Genomic DNA, 18,089 nt, shown 5'->3' on the forward strand with positions numbered 1-18,089 from the left:
CCCTCCCCTCACCCGAGGGCCTTCCCGGCCCCACGGAACCCAGCCCCCGACCGGCGCCGTGGCGGTGCCAGCCAGCGCGGCCCCAGTGTTCCGCGCCGCATGGCCCGCAGGCACAGCGTCGTGGGCAGGAAGCGCAGCGGCCGGGGGACGCGCGGGTACACCGCGCGGGTCGTCCGTACGATCCGGTCGAACCGGCGCTGACGTACCGGCGACCACGGGATCGCGAACCGCTCGCGCAGCTCCGGCGGGAGCAGTCCGCCGGTGAGCAGGAGTTGCACCCGCGTCAACGGCCGCAGGGCCACGTTCGCCGGGTGGAACAGCTGCTCGGTGATGCGGCGCGCCTCCTCCCCCACGCGCAAACGCTCCACGGCCGCCTCCCAGTAGTCGGCGAACTCCTCCGGGGTCGCGGGCCACTTCTCCTCGGGCAGGCCCAGGGCGGTGGCGAACACGGCCGCCTCGCGCAGGTGGCGGACGCGTTCCTCCTCGTCGAGCGGGCCGAACACCATCGCGTGCAGACGCGAGGCCGACTGGAACAGGGTGGCGGCCACCCACAGCAGCAGGTCGTCGTCGAGCGCCCGGTACCCCGGGCCGTTCACCTTGCGGTGCATCGCGCGCACGATGGCGTGCAGCCGCTCCTTCTCCTCCTCCGTGCCGTAGACCGTGCCGTACACGAAGTAGAGGGTGCCGAGCAGGCGGTTGAACGGCCGCGTGGTGAAGTCGCTGTGGTCGTACACCCCCCGGGCGACGCTGGGGTGGGCGATCTGGAGCAGGACGGCGTACCCGGCGCCGCCGAGGACGCAGGCTTCCCCGCTGATCCGCCGCAGAGGTGATTCGTCGGACGGTCGGCCCATGCCTGGGATCGTACGGCACCCCGCCCGCCCGCGCCGATGGGGACGCGCTCCGTCGGAGGCGTCACGCGCGGCCGGTCCGTGTCCGGTCACGGTCGCAGGGAGCGGAACACCTCCGGGCGGGTCAGGGCGTCGGTGTCGTCCACGAACTGGTCGATCGCGCCCACCGGCGTCCGTCCGGCCAGCTCCGGGTCGGTGATCTCCTCCAGCAGGGCCCGGGTGAACCGTGCCGCGTCCAGCACCGGCCAGGGGCGTTCGTGGAACGGCCGGGGCCGGGGATCCAGGCGGGCGGCGAGCCCGGTTCCGTTCTGCCACCCGGCGAGCAGGCCGGACGCCTCCGCGAGGGCCTCCGCGTCCCCGTCCAGCCCCCGGGACAGCGGTGGGGTGAGCTCCTCCGCGCCGGGAAGCCGGGAGAAGGCGCTGCCGAGCCACTTGGAGTAGGGCGGGTAGCGGCGTGACAGCAGCAGGGCCAGGCGCATGAGGTCGCGGACCACCCGGGCCGCGACGACCCTGGTGCCCAGGGAGTCGCCGACCTCCGCGCAGCGGCCGACGAAGGCCTCCTCCTGGGACACGCGCCGCCACTGGCAGGCCAGCACGTACCGCCACACGTCGTCGGGGTACCAGGCCAGGTCCCCCCGTGCCCGGGTGAGTCCGCCGACACCGTCGTGGAAGACCGCTCCGCCCACCACCTCGGCCAGCCGCTGGGTGGGCGAGGCGAGCCAGTCGGCGGTGGCCACACCCGCTCGGGGATCGAAGCCCAGCTGTCCCCGGAACCAGTCGCCCGTGTCGACGACCTCCACCCTGTGTCGGCCGTCGGGCGCGTCGGCGTCGGGCCGCCAGGTCCGCGGCGGCCCCTCACCGGGTGCGAACCGGGTCGGCCAGCCGCGCACGCGTTCGGGCAGGCCGTCGTCGAGTAGCTTCCGTACCCGCTCGCGGTCGCCGTGGTCGTCCACGAAGAGTTGGAGGCGCGGTCCCCAGCCGTGGTCGGTGGAGCGTGGGGTGTCCAGGCCGAGGACCTCGGACCCGGGGCCGAGGAGCGCGGCGGCGTGCGGCACGGGTCGGTGTCCGGCGGCGAGCAGCGGGGCGACCGCGTCCGTGTACAGGGCCCGGGACAGTTCCAGGCCGGGGAGGAAGACCGGGGGCATGCACGTGAGCGTACGGGCGCCGTCCCGGTCGCGGCCACGGGTTTCCCGGTGCGCGACCGGACGGAAAAGCAGGGGGTAGAAAAATATGTCCATCCGGTCAGGTCTGGTTCGTTCGGCGGGCCGAACACACATTGGTCTACAACGTTTGACCATAGACCGGGACTTATTACTGTAAGGTGTCTTTCCAGTTAGAGGCGTACATGCAGGTGGACATGGCAGCAGTACCAGTCGTGGTGAACGAGTGAATGGTCGGTTCGCGTGGTACGGGTGGTACCAAGTCCCCCCGCACAACAGGAGTCTTGACGTGTGGTGAAGGGCTCTTTACGGTCTAGCGTCAACAGGTGGAAGGGAATTCCGGGGACGCCCGGCATTTCCGGGACAACGCCGTCCGACGTTCGCAGGAGGTATATCCGAGCTCCGGTGAACGTGCTCCGCCCGCCTGGACCGGAAACGGTCCGGGTCACCCCGCTACGAATCCCCCGAACCGCGCCGTGAGGCCGGACGGGATCGTGACCCGAAAAGAAGGGCCCCGCTCAATGAAGACCCGCAGAAGGATCCGCTCCGCCTCGGCCGTCGCCGCGGCGACCGCCCTGATCTTCACCCTCATGCCCACCAGCGCCGCCAGCGCGCACGGCTACGTCTCCGCGCCCATGAGCCGCCAGGCGCAGTGCGCGGCGGTCATGGTCGAGTGCGGCGGCATCAGGTGGGAACCGCAGAGCGTGGAGGGCCCCAAGGGCCTGATGAGCTGCTCCGGCGGCAACTCCCGGTTCGCCGAGCTCGACGACGACAGCCGCGGCTGGCACGTCGCCCAGGTCGGTAACTCCCTGACCTTCACCTGGACCCTGACCGCCATGCACTCCACCGACAACTGGGAGTACTTCATCGGCGGCCAGCGCATCGCCAACTTCGAGGACCACGGAGCCCGGCCGCCGTCGACCGTCCGGCACACCGTGGACCTGTCCGGCTACAACGGTCGCCACACGATCCTGGCCCGGTGGAACGTCGACGACACCGCCAACGCCTTCTACTCCTGCGTGGACGTCAACATCCGCTAGGACCCCCGCCGTCCCCGGCCCGGACCCGCACCCGGGCCGGGGACCCGGCTGTTCACGGCTGGGTGACCGCGGTGGAGGAGCTACCCGAACCAGGTCACCTGGACGGTGACGACGCGCTCACCACGCACATCCGTCAGGAACGTCAGCATGAGGCTTCCCCGCTCTTCGGTACGCCGTCCCGGCCCGGCACCGGAGAAGGCCTGACCGTCCAGGAAGACCATGGACTCACGCACCGCGATCTCCTGTGCCAGGCGTTCAGCCTCCTGAGCCGCATTGGTCGGGAACCCGGAGAAAAGGTCGTCGGGGTGAACCTCCCAGTGCCAGTCAGCCGCCCTCGACCTCTCGGTGCGCGGCCCTGACGATGTCCCCGGCCGTACGGATCGCCTGGTCCCTGACATGGGAGTCGGGGCTGTCCATGTCCAGTTCCGCCTGACGCAGACGCGCCGCGACGTCGGGCCTGCGCTCGATCGCCGCCGTGACCGCCCATCGGCGGGGGGACATGCGGGNACATGCGGATGGGGATGACGCTGTCCTCTTCCCCCGCCCTGGTGAAGGCCTGCTGCATCTCCTCGAAGAGCTCGCTGAGCTTCGACGGCGCGACCGTCGCGACCGCCTGCCGGAGTTCGGGGAATCTCTGCGCGGGTTGCGGAATCAGGGCATCGGGCTCATCGAGGTGGGGATACGTCATCGACTACCTTCAGGGTTCCCTGAAACACCAAGTGCCCGGCAAGAAGGATCTTACCGGGCACCTGGCCTGAGTCGGGGTGGCGGGATTTGAACCCACGACCTCTTCGTCCCGAACGAAGCGCGCTGCCAAGCTGCGCTACACCCCGAAGCAACGTCCCCAAGTCTAACGGACGTCGGGGAGTGCTCGCGCACGCTTTCCGGGCCGACTTACGAAGGGACCCTCAGGAGGCCGCCACGAGGTCCAGCAGCGTGGCCTCCGGACGGCAGCAGAACCGCACCGGTGCGTACGGGGAGGTGCCCAGGCCGCCGGACACGTGCAGCCACGCGTCCCCGTACCCGTGCAGGCCCCAGGCGCGCTCGCGGTCGATCCCGCAGTTGGTGACCAGCGTGCCGTAGAACGGCAGGCACAGCTGGCCCCCGTGCGTGTGCCCCGCCAGGAGCAGCTGGTAGCCGTCGGCCGCGAACCGGTCCAGGTTGGACGGCTCCGGCGAGTGCAGCACCCCCAGACGCAGGGCCGCCGACGGGTCGGCCGGACCGGCGACCTCCTCGTACCGGTCCAGCTTGATGTGCGAGTCGTGCACACCGGCCAGGGCGACGTCGAGGCCGCCCGCGTTCAGCGCCCCCTTGCGGTTGTTCAGGTCCAGCCAACCGGACGCGGACATGGCCGCGCCCAACTCGCGCCAGGGCAGGTCCGGCACCCGGCGCTTGTTGTAGTCGTTCCCGCTGGTCCGCCACAGGTAGCGGGCCGGGTTCTTCGGCTGCGGCGAGAACAGGTCGTTGGACCCGTACACGAACGCGCCCGGCCGGTCCAGCAGCGGCCCCAGCGCCTCGGTGAACGGCTTCACCGCGTCCGGATGCGCCAGCGAGTCACCCGTGTTCACCACCAGGTCCGGCTCGTACGCGTCCAGTCCCCGGATCCACTCGATGAGCATCCTCCGGCCGGGCGTCAGGTGCGCGTCGGACAGGTGCAGGATCCGCAGCCGCGGGCTGCCCGGCGGCAGCAGCGGCAGCTCGTGGTGGCGCAGACGGAACCAGTTGCGCTCGATGACCGAGGCGTAGACCAGCCCCGCCGCTCCGACGGCGCCCGTGATCGCGGCGGCGCGCCCCACCCGGCGCAGGAGTCGTCTGTTGTCGGCGCCCATCGTCCTCCTTCGTTGTCACAGAGATCGTCGCAGATCCGCGACCCCGCACAAACCGTTGGTGACCCCGTGGCCCGCCGCCGTAGGATCAGGCCCATGTCCGAACTCAAAGACCGCCTCAAGAACGACCTCACCACCGCCATCAAGGCGCGTGACAAGGTGCGCACCGGCACCCTGCGCATGGTCCTGGCCGCCATCTCCACCGAGGAGGCCGCCGGTTCCGCCCAGCGCTCCCTCGACGACGACGAGGTCACCCGGCTGCTGACCCGGGAGGCCAAGAAGCGCCGCGAGGCCGCCGAGGCGTTCGACAGGGGCGGTCGGTCCGACCAGGCCGAGGCCGAGCGGGCCGAGAGCGAGGTCATCTCCGACTACCTGCCCAAGCAGCTCACCGACGAGGAGCTCTCCGACCTGGTGGCCGCCGCCGTCACCGAGACCGGCGCCGACGGCCCCAAGGCCATGGGCCAGGTCATGAAGGTCGTCAACCCGAGGATCGCCGGCCGCGCCGAGGGCGCCCGCGTGGCCGCCGAGGTCAAGCGCCAGCTCGCCGGGTGAGCTGACCCGTCCGGGCGGCCCGGAACGCGAAGGGGCGGCGGTGTCTCCACCGCCGCCCCTCTCACGTGGCCGTCCTAGTCCTCGGTCCTGGCCGGATTCGACGCGGGCTCGCCCTGGAACCAGTCCTCGTCGTCCCCCCGCAGGTCGCTGGCGTTGTCGCTGCCGCCGCCGCTGCTCAGGAACACGTTCACCGTGGCACCGTCCGGCAGCCGGGTCCCCGGGTCCGGGTTGACCGCGGCGACCGTGCCCACCTGCTCCTCGGAGCGGATCTCGGTCGAGGACACGTTCACCTCGTAACCCGCGTCCTCCAGGGCGGCCACCGCGGCGGCCTCGGACAGGCCGAGCACGTTGGGCACGCCGCCCTCGTCACCGGCCGTGCTGGTGTTCCCGCCACCGGAGTCCGACGCCGAGGTGAACCGCGCCGGAGGCGACGGCAACTGCTCGACGTCCAGGCCCTCGTGGGCACCGATCATGGTCTCCTCCCAGATCGGACCGGGGATCGTCGCCCCGTACACGACCGGGTAGTACCGGTCGCCGATGGTGACGTTGCGCAGCGGGTACTGCTGCGGGCCCCGCGGGTCGCCGACGAAGACCGCACCGGCCATCTGCGGCGTGAACCCGGCGAACCAGGCCGCGGCCGAGTTGTCGGTGGTACCGGTCTTGCCCGCCGCCGGGCGGCCGATGTCCAGGGCCGCGGCGGTACCGCCGTTGAACGGCTGCTTNTGGCTGACCCCGTCGGCGACCTCCTGGTCGATCGCCCGCGAGCACTCCGGCTCGATCTCGATCGTGTTCTGCGCCCGCTGGTCAACGATCCTGGTGATGGCCTGCGGCTCGCACAGCATCCCGCCCGAGGCGAAGACCGCGTACGCGTTGGCCACCCGCAGCGGGGAGACCTCCTCACTGCCCAGCGTGAAACTGCTGTTGGCCAGTGACCGATCGTTCTCCGTGAACAGCGTGCCGTCCGCGCGCCGCATCCCCAGCGTCTCGGCCATCTGCATCACGTCGCAGATGCCCACCCTCTCCTGGAGCTGAGCGAAGAAGGTGTTGGAGGACGCCCTGGTCCCCGACAGCATGTTGTGCCTGGTGTCGGAGTTGGTGTCACCCGCGTTACTGGGTTCCCAGGTGTTCAGGAGGCCGCCGTTACAGCTGCGCTGACCGCTGATACTCACCCGGGACGGCGAGTTGAACGAGGTGCTGTACGGCAGCCCCTCGTCCAGGGCCGCCGCCAGGGTGAAGGCCTTGAACGTGGACCCCGCCTGGAAGCCCTGGCTGCCGCCCCGGGCGGAGTCGGTGGCGAAGTTGATGGAGGTCTCGCCGAGATTGCTCTCGTCGGGGCCGTAGTTGCGGCTCTGCGCCATGCCGAGGATGTGGCCGGTGCCCGGTTCGATGACCACCTCGGCGGCCACCTTGCGGGACTCGTTCTCGCGCGGCACCCACTTGTCCACGGCGTCCTGCGCGGCGTTCTGGGTCTGCGGGTCCAACGTGGTGTGGATCTGTAGACCCGCGGTGCGCAGCCAGCGCGCGCGCTCGGTCTCGTTCTGTCCGAAGCGATCGTCCTCCTCAATCTCCTGGACCACGTAGTCGCAGAAGAAGGGCTGGTCGCTCGGCATGCACCCGTTGGGAGGGGTGTCCGCCACGACCTCCATCGGGATCTCCTTGGCCTCCTCGGCCTCCGCCTGGGTGATGGCGCCGGTCGCCGCCATCCGGTCGAGCACGACGTTGCGGCGGTCGGTGGCCTGCTCGGGGAAGATCCGGGGGTTGTACAGGTAGGGATAGCGCACCAGACCCGCGATGGTGGCGGCCTGGTGCAGCTCCAGCTCGTCGGCGGACACCTCGAAGAAGTGCTGTGCCGCGGACTCGACGCCGTAGGCGCCGTCGCTGAAGTAGGCGATGTTGAGGTAGCCCTCGAGGATCTCGTCCTTGGTCATCCGCTGTTCCAGGGCCACGGCGTAGCGCAGCTCACGGATCTTGCGGGCGATGGTCGTCTCGGTGGCCTCCTCCATCTCCTCCGGGTTGCTGGCCGCCTCGACCTGCACGTTCTTGACGTACTGCTGGGTGATGGAGGACGCACCCTGCGTGTTGCCCTGGAGCGTGCGGATGGCGGCGCGCAGCGTGCCCGACAGGTCGATCCCGCCGTGCTCGTAGAAGTGGGCGTCCTCGATGGCGAGGATCGCGTCGATCATGATCGGGGAGACGTCCTCGATCTCGACCAGCTCGCGGTTCTGGTCGAAGATCTCCGCGATGACGTCGCCCTCGCTGTCGTAGATCGTCGACCTTTGCGGGGGCGGAGGAGTCTCCAGGTTGCCGGGCATCTCGAGGAAGCCGCTGGCGACGTTGCGCGCGGTGATGCCCAGGCCGCCGATCGCGGGGAGAGCGAGCGCCGCGACGAGGAGACCCGCGATGACACCGACGCCGAGCAGTTGGCTGATTCTTTGAAGCAATGTCCCCTGACCCACCTCATCAGACTAGGTGACCACGAACGCGCTGAGTTGGTGCGATGTGGAACGGATAGTGCGCGAACGCGCCGAAACGCCCGCCTCACCGCGGGCTGTGCCCCCATGCCATCTTTCCATGCTTATCGCCGACCAGCGGTTGTGCGGTTCGGCGATGCGGGAAGTCCGTTCGACACGGAGAGCTACCGCGCCCCACGCCATGGCCCGCTCGGGCCATACGTGTGAGACGGAAAGTGGGCCGGGTGGGTTCTGTTGGTGAGGCGTCCGAGTTCGTAACTTCTAGACAACGAACGGGGACGGACGCGGCGCATCCACGCGGCAGCGGGAGCCTACCGTGTTCTCCCCCTCCGGTCGGAGCACGCGGGTGCCCGGCGTCCGGAGCCACCGGCGCACGGACCGGGTACGCGCACAGGGGAGCAGGGCATGTGGACCTACCAGTGGACGACCAGGGCGCTGTGCCGCCGGGTGGACCCCGACGCGCTGTTCGTCCAGGGCGCGGCACAACACCGCGCCAAACTCATCTGCCGGGACTGTCCGGTACGCACCGAGTGCCTGGCCGACGCCCTCGACAACCGGATCGAGTTCGGCGTCTGGGGCGGTATGACCGAGCGTGAGCGGCGCGCTCTGCTGCGCAAGCACCCCGGCGTCACCGACTGGGGGCCGCTCCTGGAGGAGGCGCGCAGGGAGACTGACGGCGACCTCGTCCGCTACGTGGCCGAGCGCGCCGATCGCGCGTCCGCGGCCTGACCGCGTCCAGCAGTGTTCCCCGGGTCTCCGCCCCGCCCGCCCGTCGCCCTCCGGGGCGCTTCGCGCCGGGGCGGGCCGCCACCCTCAACGGACGGCCCCGGCCGCGGTCCTTCCCTCTCCGTCGCCCTCCACCACCCTCGGACGACGCCTGCGGCGCGGTACCCGTCGCCCCACCTCCAGCTCCCCCAGGACCCGTGGGCACCCGAACGAGCCCCCTGGCGCTGAGGCCGTCCGAAGGCGGGCTCTACCCCTCCCGGGCCGTCCGGGACACCCCGGCCAGCGCCTCACCGATCCCGCGCAGTCCCGCCAGGTCGTACACGTCCTCGGGCAGGGCGGCCACCTCGGCCACGCGCACGCCGCCGTGCCTGGAGAGCAGCACGTTCCTCAACCGGGTCTCGCGCTGGTGCGTACGGACCCTCTCCGCGTGCAGCCGCAGGGCCGCCGACGCCAGCGGACGCGAACCCGAGCGCTCCAGGGACTCCGCCGCGGCCACCGCCTCCCGCGCGCCCAGGTCGGCGCCGGGCCCCTCGGGCAGCGGGTGGACGCGGTTGACCACGATCCCGGCCAGCGGCATCGCGTCGGTGGCCAGGCGCTCCACGAAGTAGGACGCCTCACGCATCGCGTCCGCCTCCGGGACGGCCACCACCACGAACGCCGTCCCCGGAGCCTGGAGCAACCGGTAGGTGCGCTCCGCGCGCTCCTGGAAACCGCCGAACACCGTGTCGAACGCGGCCACGAAGGCCCGCAGGTCGTCGAGGAGCTGGGCGCCCACGATCCTGCCGATGGCCGAGGTCACCAGGTTGAACCCGGCGCCGAGGAGCCGGAACGCCCCCGTGCTGGCCGGGGTGCTCAGGAACCGGATCAGGCGTCCGTCCAGGAACCGGCCGAGCCGTTCGGGCGCGTCCAGGAAGTCCAGGGCGGACCGACTGGGTGGGGTGTCCACGACGATCAGGTCCCAGTCCCCCGACTGGCGCAACTGGCCCAGCTTCTCCATGGCCATGTACTCCTGCGTGCCCGAGAAGCTCGTGGAGAGGGTCTGGTAGAAGGGGTTGGCCAGGATCTGCCGTGCCCGCTCCGGGTCCGCGTGCTCCCTGACGACCTCGTCGAAGGTCCGCTTCATGTCGAGCATCATCGCGTGCAGGCTGCCCCGGGCCGCCTCGGGCAGTGGCACCGGGCGCGGGGTGTTGTCCAGCGACTCCAGCCCCAGTGACTGGGCCAGCCGACGCGCCGGGTCCACGGTGATCACCACGGCCCGCCGTCCGCGCTCGGCGGCGCGCAGACCCAGCGCCGCGGCCGTGGTGGTCTTGCCGACCCCGCCCGCGCCGCAGCACACGACGATCCGTGTCCCGGGATCGTCCACGAGGGCGTCCACGTCCAGACGCCCGGGCGCCGTCGCCCCGTTCACAGGCGCACCCCCTGCTCGACCAGCCGACGTGCCAGGGAGTCCAGGGAGGTGCGGTCCACCCCGCCCTCCAGCAGCGGAAGCTCCAGCAGCGGATGGCCCAGGTCCTCCAGGCCCGAGCGGACCCGCTGTTCCAGGCGGACCCGCAGCGCGTGTGTCCGCACCTCACCGGCCAGTGACGCCGCGAGCTCCCCGGGGTCCTCCATGCCCGTCTCCTTCAACCCGGCGGTGAGTTCCTCCAGGTCCGTCTCCCCCTCCGCGGCGGCGGCCAGGTCGGCCTCGTCCAGCAGCGATGGTCGCACCATGTTCACCATCACCATGCCGACGTTGAGCCCCAGCCCGGCGACCTCGGCGATTCCGTCCCGGGTCTCCTGGGCGGGCATCTCCTCCAGCAGGGACACGAAGTGCACCCGGGTCTGCCCCGAGCGGATGACCTCCATGACCCGGTCGGCGTGGTTGCGGATCGGTCCCACCCGGGCCAGCCCCGCCACCTCGGAGTTCACGTTGAGGAACTGGGCGATCCGGCCGGTGGGAGGCGCGTCCATCACCACCGCGTCGTAGTGGAAGGGCGCGGTCGACGGGCCCTCGGAGGTCCTGCGGCGGCCGCCCCGGCGGCGGCGCACCGCCTCGGTGGCCTTGCCGGTGAGCAGGACGTCGCGCAGCCCGGGGGCGATGGTGGTGGCGAAGTCCACGGCGCCCAGCCTGTTCAGCGCCTGACCGGCCCGGCGCATCCCGTAGAACATCTCCAGGTACTCCAGCAGCGCGGCCTCGGCGTCGGCCGCCAGCACGCTCACCCCGCCGTCGCCGGGCGCGGCGATCATCTCCCGTTCCTCGTAGGGCAGCGGAGGGCTGCCGAGGAGGGCGGCGATGCCCTGTCGGCCCTCCACCTCGACCAGCAGCACCCTTCCGCCGCCGGAGGCCAGTGACTGGGCCAGAGCCACGGCCGCCGTGGTCTTGCCGGTCCCGCCCTTGCCGGTGACGATGTGCAGTCGTGCTCCCGCGCACGCCTCACCCGGAGGCCGCGGTCCGTGCTCGCGCTCGCTCACCCCAGCCAGTCTATGCGGGCGTCCGGCGGGTGCCCGGTGGGTCGCGGGTCGTCACCGGACGCGGCGGAGCGCGCGGATGAGTAGGGTGGCGGCGTTGACGTGCGGTGCCCCGCCGCGGGCGGGTCACCGGTGAGTGAGTAGGGGTGAGGGACGTATGAGCAAGTGGGAGTACCAGACCGTGGCGTTGCTGTCACACGCCACGAAGCAGATCCTCGACAACTGGGGCGCCGACGGCTGGGAGCTCGTCTCCGTCGTGCCCGCCCCGCTGCCCGAGGGCACCGACCCCCGCAACCAGCAGTACGTCGCGTACATGAAGCGGGAGCTGTGATGGCCACCCCCGAGGAGCGGATCGCCGAGCTGGGCCTGACGCTGCCCGAGGTGGCCGCGCCGGTGGCGTCCTACACGCCGACGGTGCGCAGCGGCGACCACGTGTACGTGTCCGGTCAGCTGCCGTTCGTGGAGGGCGAGCTGCCCGCCACCGGCAAGGTCGGCGCGGAGGTCAGTCCGGAGACCGCCCAGGAGCTGGCCGCGCTGTGCGCGTTGAACGCGGTCGCGGCCGTGCGCGCCGAGATCGGCGAGTTGTCCGACGTGGTCCGCGTGGTGAAGGTGGGCGGCTTCGTGGCCAGCGCACCCGACTTCACCGGCCACCCCGGTGTGGTGAACGGGGCCAGCGACCTCCTGGCCCGGATCTTCGGTGACGCCGGCGTGCACGCGCGCGCCGCCGTGGGCGTGGCGGCCCTGCCGTTGGACGCCCCGGTCGAGGTTGAGATGATCGTCGAGGTTCGCTGAGCAATCTGCCCTGTTCGGGGTCGTTGCTCTCGGTCTGTGGCGCTCTGGCCCCGAAGAGGAGGGTAGGCCGATGCGGAAGGCGTCCGACGGCACCACGCGCGGCGGTACGGGACGGGATGGGCACGCCCCCGGCGGCGTCGTCCCGCCCCGGCCCGCCGCCACGGTCATGCTCCTGCGGCCCGCCGGCGGCCGGGCCGCGGCCGACCGGAGCGGAAGCGGCGCGGACGGCCCCATGGAGGTCCTGCTCATGCGCCGCGTTCGCTCGATGGGCTTCGCGCCGGGCGCCTACGTCTTCCCCGGCGGCGGAGTGGACGAGCGGGACGCCGACGGCGACCTGCCCTGGACCGGGCCGGGCCCCGAGGAGTGGGCGCGCACGCTCGGCACCGACGTTCCGATGGCCCGGGCACTCGTGTGCGCCGCGGTCCGCGAGACCTTCGAGGAGACCGGTGTCCTCCTGGCCAGCGAGCCCGAGCGCGCGGGCGAGGAGGCCATCACCCTCGACACGGACTCCGAGGAGTGGGAGCGGGACCGGTTGGGGCTGATCGACCGCTCCCGCTCCTTCACCGGTGTCCTGGCCCGGCGCGGCCTCGTACTCCGCTCGGAGTGGCTGCGCGCGTGGTCGCGCTGGATCACCCCGAAGGCCGAGCCGCGCCGCTACGACACCTGGTTCTTCGTCGCCGAGCTTCCGCCGGGGCAGGCCGCGCGCGACGTGGGCGGCGAGGCCGACCTCACCCGCTGGACCGACCCCGCCGCGGTCGCCGCCGAGTGGGAGGCGGGCCGGATGCCGATGCTGCCGCCCACGGTGGTGGCCTGCGACGAACTCGCGGACCGCCGGACCCTCCGAGGTGTTCGGGAGGCCCGACGGGATATCGTCCCCATTGAACCGGTTGTCCGGGAGGTCGACGGCCAGCTCCGCGTCGTCGCGCCGAACGGGGTCGACTACCCTCTGCCGAAACCCGGCGCGACCCCCTGAGGACCCCTGAGGGGCCGCAGAGGCGCGGACCGCGCCTGGTGTCCCCGCGTCCCCGGACGGTCCCCGGACCGGTTCGGCGAGCGAAGCGAGGTGCGATGAGGATCGACGGTTCCGGGACACTGCGCGCCAGCTGCGTGCTGTGCCCCAATCCCGGCCCGATGACGCTGGAGGGCACCAACACCTGGATCCTGCGGGAGCCGGGAGCGCGCGGGGTCGTGGTCGTCGACCCCGGCCCCCACGACGAACGCCACCTGGAGCGGGTGGCGCGGACCGTGCAGGAGCAGGGCGCGCAGGTCCTGATGGCCGTGGTGACCCACCGGCACCCCGACCACGGGGAAGGCGCCCGGTACTTCTCGGAGCTGACCGGCGCTCCGGTGCACGCGGTCGACCCGGAGGTGAGGGTCGGCGGACACGGCCTGTCCGACGGTGATGTCCTGGAGGCCGACGGCCTGCGGGTGCGGGTGATCGCCACCCCCGGCCACACCGACGACTCCGTCTGCCTGATGGTGGACGCGGACAGCACCATCCTGACCGGCGACACGGTCCTGGGCCACGGCACGACGGTGATCGACGGCGACGACGGGCTGGGTCCCTACATGGAGTCGCTGTATCGGCTGCGGACCCTCGTGCGCGAGTACGACGTGCGTACCCTGCTGCCCGGACACGGTCCCATCCTCACGTCCCCGGTGACGGCGTTGGACGCCTACATCGAGCACCGCGAGTCGCGCCTGGAACAGGTCCTGGGCGCGGTGCGCGCGGGCGCGACCAAGGTCGAGGAGATCGTCGACCGGGTCTACCCCGACGTCACCGAGCAGATCCGGTTCGCGGCGGCCTCATCGGTACGCGCCCAGCTGCGCTACCTGTCGTCGCGCGGGGAACTGCCCGAGGGCGTCGAACCCTGAGGACACCGGTTCCGGGAAGGCCGGTCCGGGGCGTGGCGACCACGCCGACCGGGCGACGGGTGTCCACGGACCGTGCGCATCCCGTCCGGGGTACCAGGGACCCGGGGACGGCCCGGGTGGGGACGGGCACCCGGCCCGAGGCGGTGAAGGACCCCGGACGCGGCTGTGGCCGCCCACCCGTGGGGGAGCGGCCACACAGCGTTCAGACCCGGGGTGCCCCGGGCGGGCGCGGACGTCGGCGCCGGGGCCCGCGCGCTAGCGGGCGCGGCGGCGCATCCGCTCGACGTCGAGCAGGACGACGGCCTTGGCCTCGATCCGCAGCCACCCGCGAAGGGCGAACTCGGCGAGGGCCTTGTTGACCGTCTCACGGGAAGCGCCGACCAGCTGGGCGAGCTCCTCCTGCGTGAGGTCGTGGTGGACGTGCAGGCCGTCCTCACCCTCCTTGCCGAACTTGTCGGCCAGCTCCAGCAGGGCCTTGGCGACGCGGCCGGGCACGTCGGTGAAGACGAGGTCGGCCATCACGTCGTTGGTCCGGCGCAGGCGGGCGGCCAGCGCCTTGAGCAGCTGGAGCGACACGTGCGGGCGGCTCGACAGGAACGGGCGCAGGTCGTCGTGGCCCAGCCCGGCGAGCACGGAGTCGGTGACCGCGACGGCGCTCGCGGTGCGCGGGCGCGGGTCGAAGAGCGACAGCTCACCGAACATCTCACTGGGGCCGAGCACCCCGAGCAGGTTCTCGCGGCCGTCCACGGCCGTGCGGGTCAGCTTCACCTTCCCGCTGAGGATGACGTACAGGCGGTCGCCCTCGTCCCCCTCGCTGAACAGGGTCTGGCCGCGGCCGAGGCGCACCTCGTTCACCGAGGAGCGGAGTGCGGCCGTGTCCTCCTCGTCCAGAGCTTCGAACAGAGGGGCCTTCCGCAGCACCTCGTTGATCTCGTCCACCACGCGTCCTCCTAAAACCTGACCGCCAACAGTGTGACGTATATCGCACCCGGGTGTGAAACCAGGTCGTGATCCCGGCTTGTCCGCCGAGAGACAACGTGCCCACAACAGCCGACGTCAGCCCCTGCGATCTTAGTCGTCATCAGTTCTGTACCAGGGCTGTCCGCGCCGCGCCACCGGACATTGGTTACATAGCCACGGTCACCGGTGGGTGGGCGCGGTTCGCGCCTCCGTCGGTGCGCCTACCCTGTGACGATGCCCCGTGACACACCAGAAGCGAACGAGCGGACGACCACACCCACCGGGGAGAGCCGACTCGCGCTGGTCCGCCGCGCCCGCAAGATGTACCGGGAGCTCGTCGAGCTGTATCCGGACGCCCACTGCGAACTGAACTTCACGACCCCGCTGGAGCTGCTGGTCGCGACGATCCTGTCCGCGCAGTGCACGGACAAGCGGGTCAACCAGGTCACCCCCGCCCTCTTCGCCCGCTACCCCGACGCCGAGGCCTACGCCTCCGCGCGGCGCGAGGAACTGGAGGAGATGATCCGCTCGACCGGCTTCTTCCGGTCCAAGGCCAACAGTCTCATCGGACTCGGGCAGGAGCTGTGTGAACGGCACGGTGGAGAGGTTCCGAAGAAACTCTCCGACCTGGTCAAACTACCCGGTGTAGGACGAAAGACCGCAAACGTACTGCTCGGTAATGCCTTCGATGTGCCCGGTATCACCGTTGACACCCACTTCGGACGGCTCGTCCGCCGCTTCGGCTGGACCGACGAGCAGGACCCGGTGAGGGTCGAGCACGAGATCGGCGAGCTCTTCCCGCCCCGGGACTGGACGATGCTCTCCCACCGCGTGATCTGGCACGGCCGCCGGGTCTGCCACTCCCGCAAACCCGCGTGCGGCGCCTGCGGGCTGGCCCGCCTGTGCCCGTCCTTCGGTGAGGGGCCCACGGACACCGCCACCGCCACCAAGCTGCTGCGGATGCGCTCCTTCTCCTGACCGTCCACCGCCCACCACCCATCGTCCGTCGCCGGACCGTTCACGGGCGCGGGCCGACGCGCCCGAGGCCGCACCGACCTGCGGGGGAGGGGCGCCGTGAAGCCTCCGGGAACACCCGTGTGCCGCACGGGCGCCTCGGGAGCACGCGCCGCCAGTTTGTACCCTGATCACGTGAGTGTGCGCACATCGGTCCCGCCGCGGGCCTCCCGGCCCCGCGACATCCGCGCGTCGGACCCGCCCCCGCCCTCCGGCGCCGGGGAAGGTCCGACGACGTGAGGACCTTCCCGGAGCAGGCCTCCCCACACGGCGACACCCCCGTGGCCGGACGGTGCCCCACGGCCCCCCGCGACGTCCGGCGCACGGCTCCCGCACCCATCCGACGGCGCCACGAACACCGGAACAGGTTCCCCGTATGAACTCGACCCCGCTCTGGCTGGCCGCGCTCGCGGACGCCGCCGAGACGATGACCGTGCCCCCACCCATGCGGCCCCCCGCGCACGGCGGTCGCGAGTCCGCCGTCCTCATCCTCTTCGGTGAGGGGCCCCAGGGACCCGACATCCTCCTGATCCAACGCAACGAGGGCCTGCGCCGGCACGCCGGGCAGCCCGCCTTCCCCGGCGGCCGGATCGAGCCGTCCGACGGCTCGGCCGAGGCCGCCGCACTCCGTGAGGCCGCCGAGGAGACCGGGCTCGTCCCCGACGGGGTCGACGTCGTCGGTCGGCTCCCCGAGCTGTACCTGAGTTTCAGCGACTTCCGGGTGGCGCCGGTCCTGGGCTGGTGGCGCGAGCCCAGCGAGGTGCGCCCGACCGACCTGGGCGAGGTCGCCTCCGTCTCCCGTGTGCCGATCACCGACCTCGCCGCCCCGGCGAACCGGGTCATGGTGCGCTACGGCGGCGGTCCCCGGTGGGGTCCGGGCTTCCGGGTGGACGGCATGCTCGTGTGGGGCTTCACCGGGGCGATCATCGACAGTCTGCTCGTTCTGGGCGGCTGGGAACTTCCGTGGCGCGACGAGGGTCTCACCGATGTGTTCGAAGCGACCCCGCAGGGCCTGCGTCCGGTCGGGTAGCGCTCAGTCTTGGAGGGCAATGTGCTCGACGTGATCCTGGTCGTCCTGTTGCTGCTGTTCGCGGTGACCGGGTACCGGCAGGGTTTCATCGTCGGCGTCTTCAGCTTCGCGGGTTTCATCGGTGGAGGCGTCCTCGCCGCCCTGACCGCTCCGGAGTACATCCAGGAGTGGTTGGACGATCCCGGCAGACAGGCGCTGCTGGCGATCGCGGTGGTGTTCCTGTCCGCCGCGCTCGGCCAGTTCCTGTGCTCCTACCTGGGCACCTTCTTCCGCAACAAGGTGACGTGGGACTCGGCCCGGGTCCTGGACGCCGTCGGCGGCGCCGTGATCAGCGGACTGTCGGTGCTGTTGGTGGCCTGGTTCATCGGCAGTACCGTCGCGAACTCGGCGCTGCCGTTCGTGGCCGGGCAGGTGAAGGACTCGCGCATCCTCCAGTCCGTGGACGCGCTGATGCCCGAGGCCGCCCGGAGCGGCTTCTCCACGTTCCGCCGGATCGTGGACCAGAGCGCCTTCCCGCAGGTGTTCAGCGGCCTGGGCACCGGTGAACTGGCCGAGGTGGCGCCGCCGGACCCGGACGTGCTCACCACCCCCGAGCTGATCGATGCGAGCCGCAGCGTGGTGAAGGTGCTGGGCACCGCGCCCGCCTGCCAGCGCCGCGTGGAGGGGAGCGGCTTCGCGTACGGGGAGGACCGGATCGTGACCAACGCGCACGTGGTCGCCGGGGTCACCGACGACCTGCGGGTGGTCACCCGGGAGGGGTACCAGCTGGACGCCACGCTCGTGCTCTTCGACGCCCAGCAGGACCTGGCCGTGCTGCACGTGCCCGGTCTGGAACTGGAGCCGCTGGAGTTCGACCACGAGGCTCCGCAGGGCAGTGACGCGGTGGTGGCGGGCTTCCCGCGCAACAGCGGCTTCACGGCAGTCCCCGCGCGCATCCGAGCCCGCCAGACGGCCCAGGGACCGGACTTCTACCACTCGGGGCAGGTGAGCCGGGAGATCTACCAGGTGCGCGCCGTGGTGCGCCCCGGCAACTCCGGAGGGCCGTTGCTGGCGCCGGACGGCAGCGTGTACGGGGTGGTCTTCGCCGCGGCCACGAACGAGCCCGAGACGGGCTACGTGCTCACCGCCGACGAGATCTCGGAGAACGTGGCGAGGGGCCTGGCGGCCACCGAGGAGGTCTCCTCCCAGGTCTGCGACTGACGCGGGGATCCGGCTCCGTTGTCCACAGGCCGGAGCCGGGACTCTCCGGCGTTCGCGGGAGGCGGTTGACCGGATGTACGTGGGCCCACGGTCACGGGCGGCACCGTGCCGCCCACCTTAGAGCTCATATCATTTGGTGAGTCTGCG

The 18,089-nt window shown here is 71.5% G+C and carries 19 protein-coding genes and 1 tRNA gene; 10 read left to right on the top strand and 10 right to left on the bottom strand.

What is annotated here, in order from left to right; translation table 11 throughout:
- Positions 1-8: 8 nt before the first annotated feature.
- Both D455_RS0124155 and D455_RS0124160 read right to left on the bottom strand, forming a co-directional pair.
- Positions 9-851, bottom strand: coding sequence for an oxygenase MpaB family protein (locus D455_RS0124155; RefSeq protein ID WP_017573252.1), 843 nt, complete (start codon positions 849-851; stop codon positions 9-11).
- Positions 852-937: 86 nt separating this feature from the next.
- Positions 938-1,993, bottom strand: a complete 1,056-nt coding sequence (locus D455_RS0124160) for a DUF4037 domain-containing protein (protein ID WP_017573253.1) — start codon at positions 1,991-1,993, stop codon at positions 938-940.
- A gap of 536 nt (positions 1,994-2,529) precedes the next feature.
- Between D455_RS0124160 and D455_RS0124165 the strand changes: the two genes are divergently transcribed.
- Positions 2,530-3,048, top strand: coding sequence for a lytic polysaccharide monooxygenase auxiliary activity family 9 protein (locus D455_RS0124165; RefSeq protein ID WP_017573254.1), 519 nt, complete (start codon positions 2,530-2,532; stop codon positions 3,046-3,048).
- A gap of 80 nt (positions 3,049-3,128) precedes the next feature.
- On the opposite strand, the gene D455_RS34295 is transcribed toward D455_RS0124165, so the two are convergent.
- The 4 genes from D455_RS34295 to D455_RS0124190 all read right to left on the bottom strand — a co-directional run bounded on the left by D455_RS34295 (position 3,129) and on the right by D455_RS0124190 (position 4,877).
- Positions 3,129-3,281: a hypothetical protein gene (locus D455_RS34295; protein WP_017573255.1), complete on the bottom strand. Its 153-nt coding sequence runs from the start codon at positions 3,279-3,281 to the stop codon at positions 3,129-3,131.
- 91 nt (positions 3,282-3,372) lie between these two features.
- Positions 3,373-3,549, bottom strand: a complete 177-nt coding sequence (locus tag D455_RS34300; RefSeq protein ID WP_017573256.1) for a hypothetical protein — start codon at positions 3,547-3,549, stop codon at positions 3,373-3,375.
- 258 nt (positions 3,550-3,807) lie between these two features.
- Positions 3,808-3,881, bottom strand: a tRNA-Pro gene (locus tag D455_RS0124185).
- Positions 3,882-3,956: 75 nt separating this feature from the next.
- A complete protein-coding gene (locus D455_RS0124190) occupies positions 3,957-4,877 on the bottom strand; it encodes a metallophosphoesterase (RefSeq protein ID WP_017573258.1) in 921 nt (306 codons plus the stop codon).
- A gap of 93 nt (positions 4,878-4,970) precedes the next feature.
- Here D455_RS0124190 and D455_RS0124195 point away from each other — a divergent pair, with 93 nt between their 5' ends.
- On the top strand, positions 4,971-5,426 hold the full coding sequence (locus D455_RS0124195; protein ID WP_017573259.1) for a GatB/YqeY domain-containing protein: 456 nt from the start codon (positions 4,971-4,973) through the stop codon (positions 5,424-5,426).
- Positions 5,427-5,500: 74 nt separating this feature from the next.
- Here the strand turns inward: D455_RS0124195 and D455_RS0124200 are convergent, their stop codons facing one another.
- Entirely contained in the window at positions 5,501-7,867 is a 2,367-nt protein-coding gene (locus tag D455_RS0124200) for a penicillin-binding protein (RefSeq protein WP_026122934.1), read from the bottom strand.
- Between the two features lie 435 nt (positions 7,868-8,302).
- Here D455_RS0124200 and D455_RS0124205 point away from each other — a divergent pair, with 435 nt between their 5' ends.
- On the top strand, positions 8,303-8,626 hold the full coding sequence (locus D455_RS0124205; RefSeq protein ID WP_017573260.1) for a WhiB family transcriptional regulator: 324 nt from the start codon (positions 8,303-8,305) through the stop codon (positions 8,624-8,626).
- Between the two features lie 244 nt (positions 8,627-8,870).
- Here the strand turns inward: D455_RS0124205 and D455_RS0124210 are convergent, their stop codons facing one another.
- Together D455_RS0124210 and D455_RS0124215 are read right to left on the bottom strand one after the other, a co-directional pair.
- Positions 8,871-10,031 (bottom strand): ArsA family ATPase, encoded by a 1,161-nt coding sequence (locus D455_RS0124210; protein WP_017573261.1) that lies wholly within the window; start codon positions 10,029-10,031, stop codon positions 8,871-8,873.
- Positions 10,028-11,074, bottom strand: a complete 1,047-nt coding sequence (locus D455_RS0124215; protein WP_017573262.1) for an ArsA-related P-loop ATPase — start codon at positions 11,072-11,074, stop codon at positions 10,028-10,030. The genes D455_RS0124210 and D455_RS0124215 overlap by 4 nt, the downstream gene beginning before the upstream one ends.
- A gap of 154 nt (positions 11,075-11,228) precedes the next feature.
- Here D455_RS0124215 and D455_RS33250 point away from each other — a divergent pair, with 154 nt between their 5' ends.
- The 4 genes from D455_RS33250 (at position 11,229) to D455_RS0124235 (ending at position 13,738) form a co-directional block, all read left to right on the top strand.
- Positions 11,229-11,402, top strand: a complete 174-nt coding sequence (locus D455_RS33250) for a DUF4177 domain-containing protein (protein WP_013156298.1) — start codon at positions 11,229-11,231, stop codon at positions 11,400-11,402.
- Complete coding sequence (locus D455_RS0124225; protein WP_017573263.1) at positions 11,402-11,863, top strand: RidA family protein; 462 nt, start codon at positions 11,402-11,404, stop codon at positions 11,861-11,863. Before D455_RS33250 ends, D455_RS0124225 begins: the two co-directional genes overlap by 1 nt.
- Positions 11,864-11,933: 70 nt before the next feature.
- On the top strand, positions 11,934-12,836 hold the full coding sequence (locus D455_RS0124230; RefSeq protein ID WP_017573264.1) for an NUDIX hydrolase: 903 nt from the start codon (positions 11,934-11,936) through the stop codon (positions 12,834-12,836).
- 95 nt (positions 12,837-12,931) lie between these two features.
- The gene (locus D455_RS0124235) at positions 12,932-13,738 is read left to right on the top strand and encodes an MBL fold metallo-hydrolase (protein ID WP_017573265.1); all 807 of its coding nucleotides are present in this window, start codon (positions 12,932-12,934) and stop codon (positions 13,736-13,738) included.
- Positions 13,739-13,993: 255 nt separating this feature from the next.
- Here D455_RS0124235 and D455_RS0124240 read toward each other — a convergent pair whose 3' ends face one another.
- Entirely contained in the window at positions 13,994-14,680 is a 687-nt protein-coding gene (locus tag D455_RS0124240) for a Crp/Fnr family transcriptional regulator (protein ID WP_017573266.1), read from the bottom strand.
- A gap of 252 nt (positions 14,681-14,932) precedes the next feature.
- Between D455_RS0124240 and nth the strand changes: the two genes are divergently transcribed.
- The 3 genes from nth (at position 14,933) to D455_RS0124255 (ending at position 17,942) form a co-directional block, all read left to right on the top strand.
- Positions 14,933-15,676 (top strand): endonuclease III, encoded by a 744-nt coding sequence (gene nth / locus D455_RS0124245; protein WP_026122935.1) that lies wholly within the window; start codon positions 14,933-14,935, stop codon positions 15,674-15,676.
- Positions 15,677-16,088: 412 nt separating this feature from the next.
- Positions 16,089-16,742 carry an NUDIX hydrolase gene (locus D455_RS0124250; RefSeq protein WP_017573268.1) on the top strand — a complete coding sequence of 218 codons (654 nt, stop codon included), beginning with the start codon at positions 16,089-16,091 and terminating at the stop codon, positions 16,740-16,742.
- A gap of 21 nt (positions 16,743-16,763) precedes the next feature.
- Positions 16,764-17,942 carry a MarP family serine protease gene (locus D455_RS0124255; protein ID WP_017573269.1) on the top strand — a complete coding sequence of 393 codons (1,179 nt, stop codon included), beginning with the start codon at positions 16,764-16,766 and terminating at the stop codon, positions 17,940-17,942.
- Positions 17,943-18,089 lie beyond the last annotated feature (147 nt).

The organism is Nocardiopsis halotolerans DSM 44410 (assembly GCF_000341065.1).
Taxonomy (GTDB): domain Bacteria; phylum Actinomycetota; class Actinomycetes; order Streptosporangiales; family Streptosporangiaceae; genus Nocardiopsis; species Nocardiopsis halotolerans.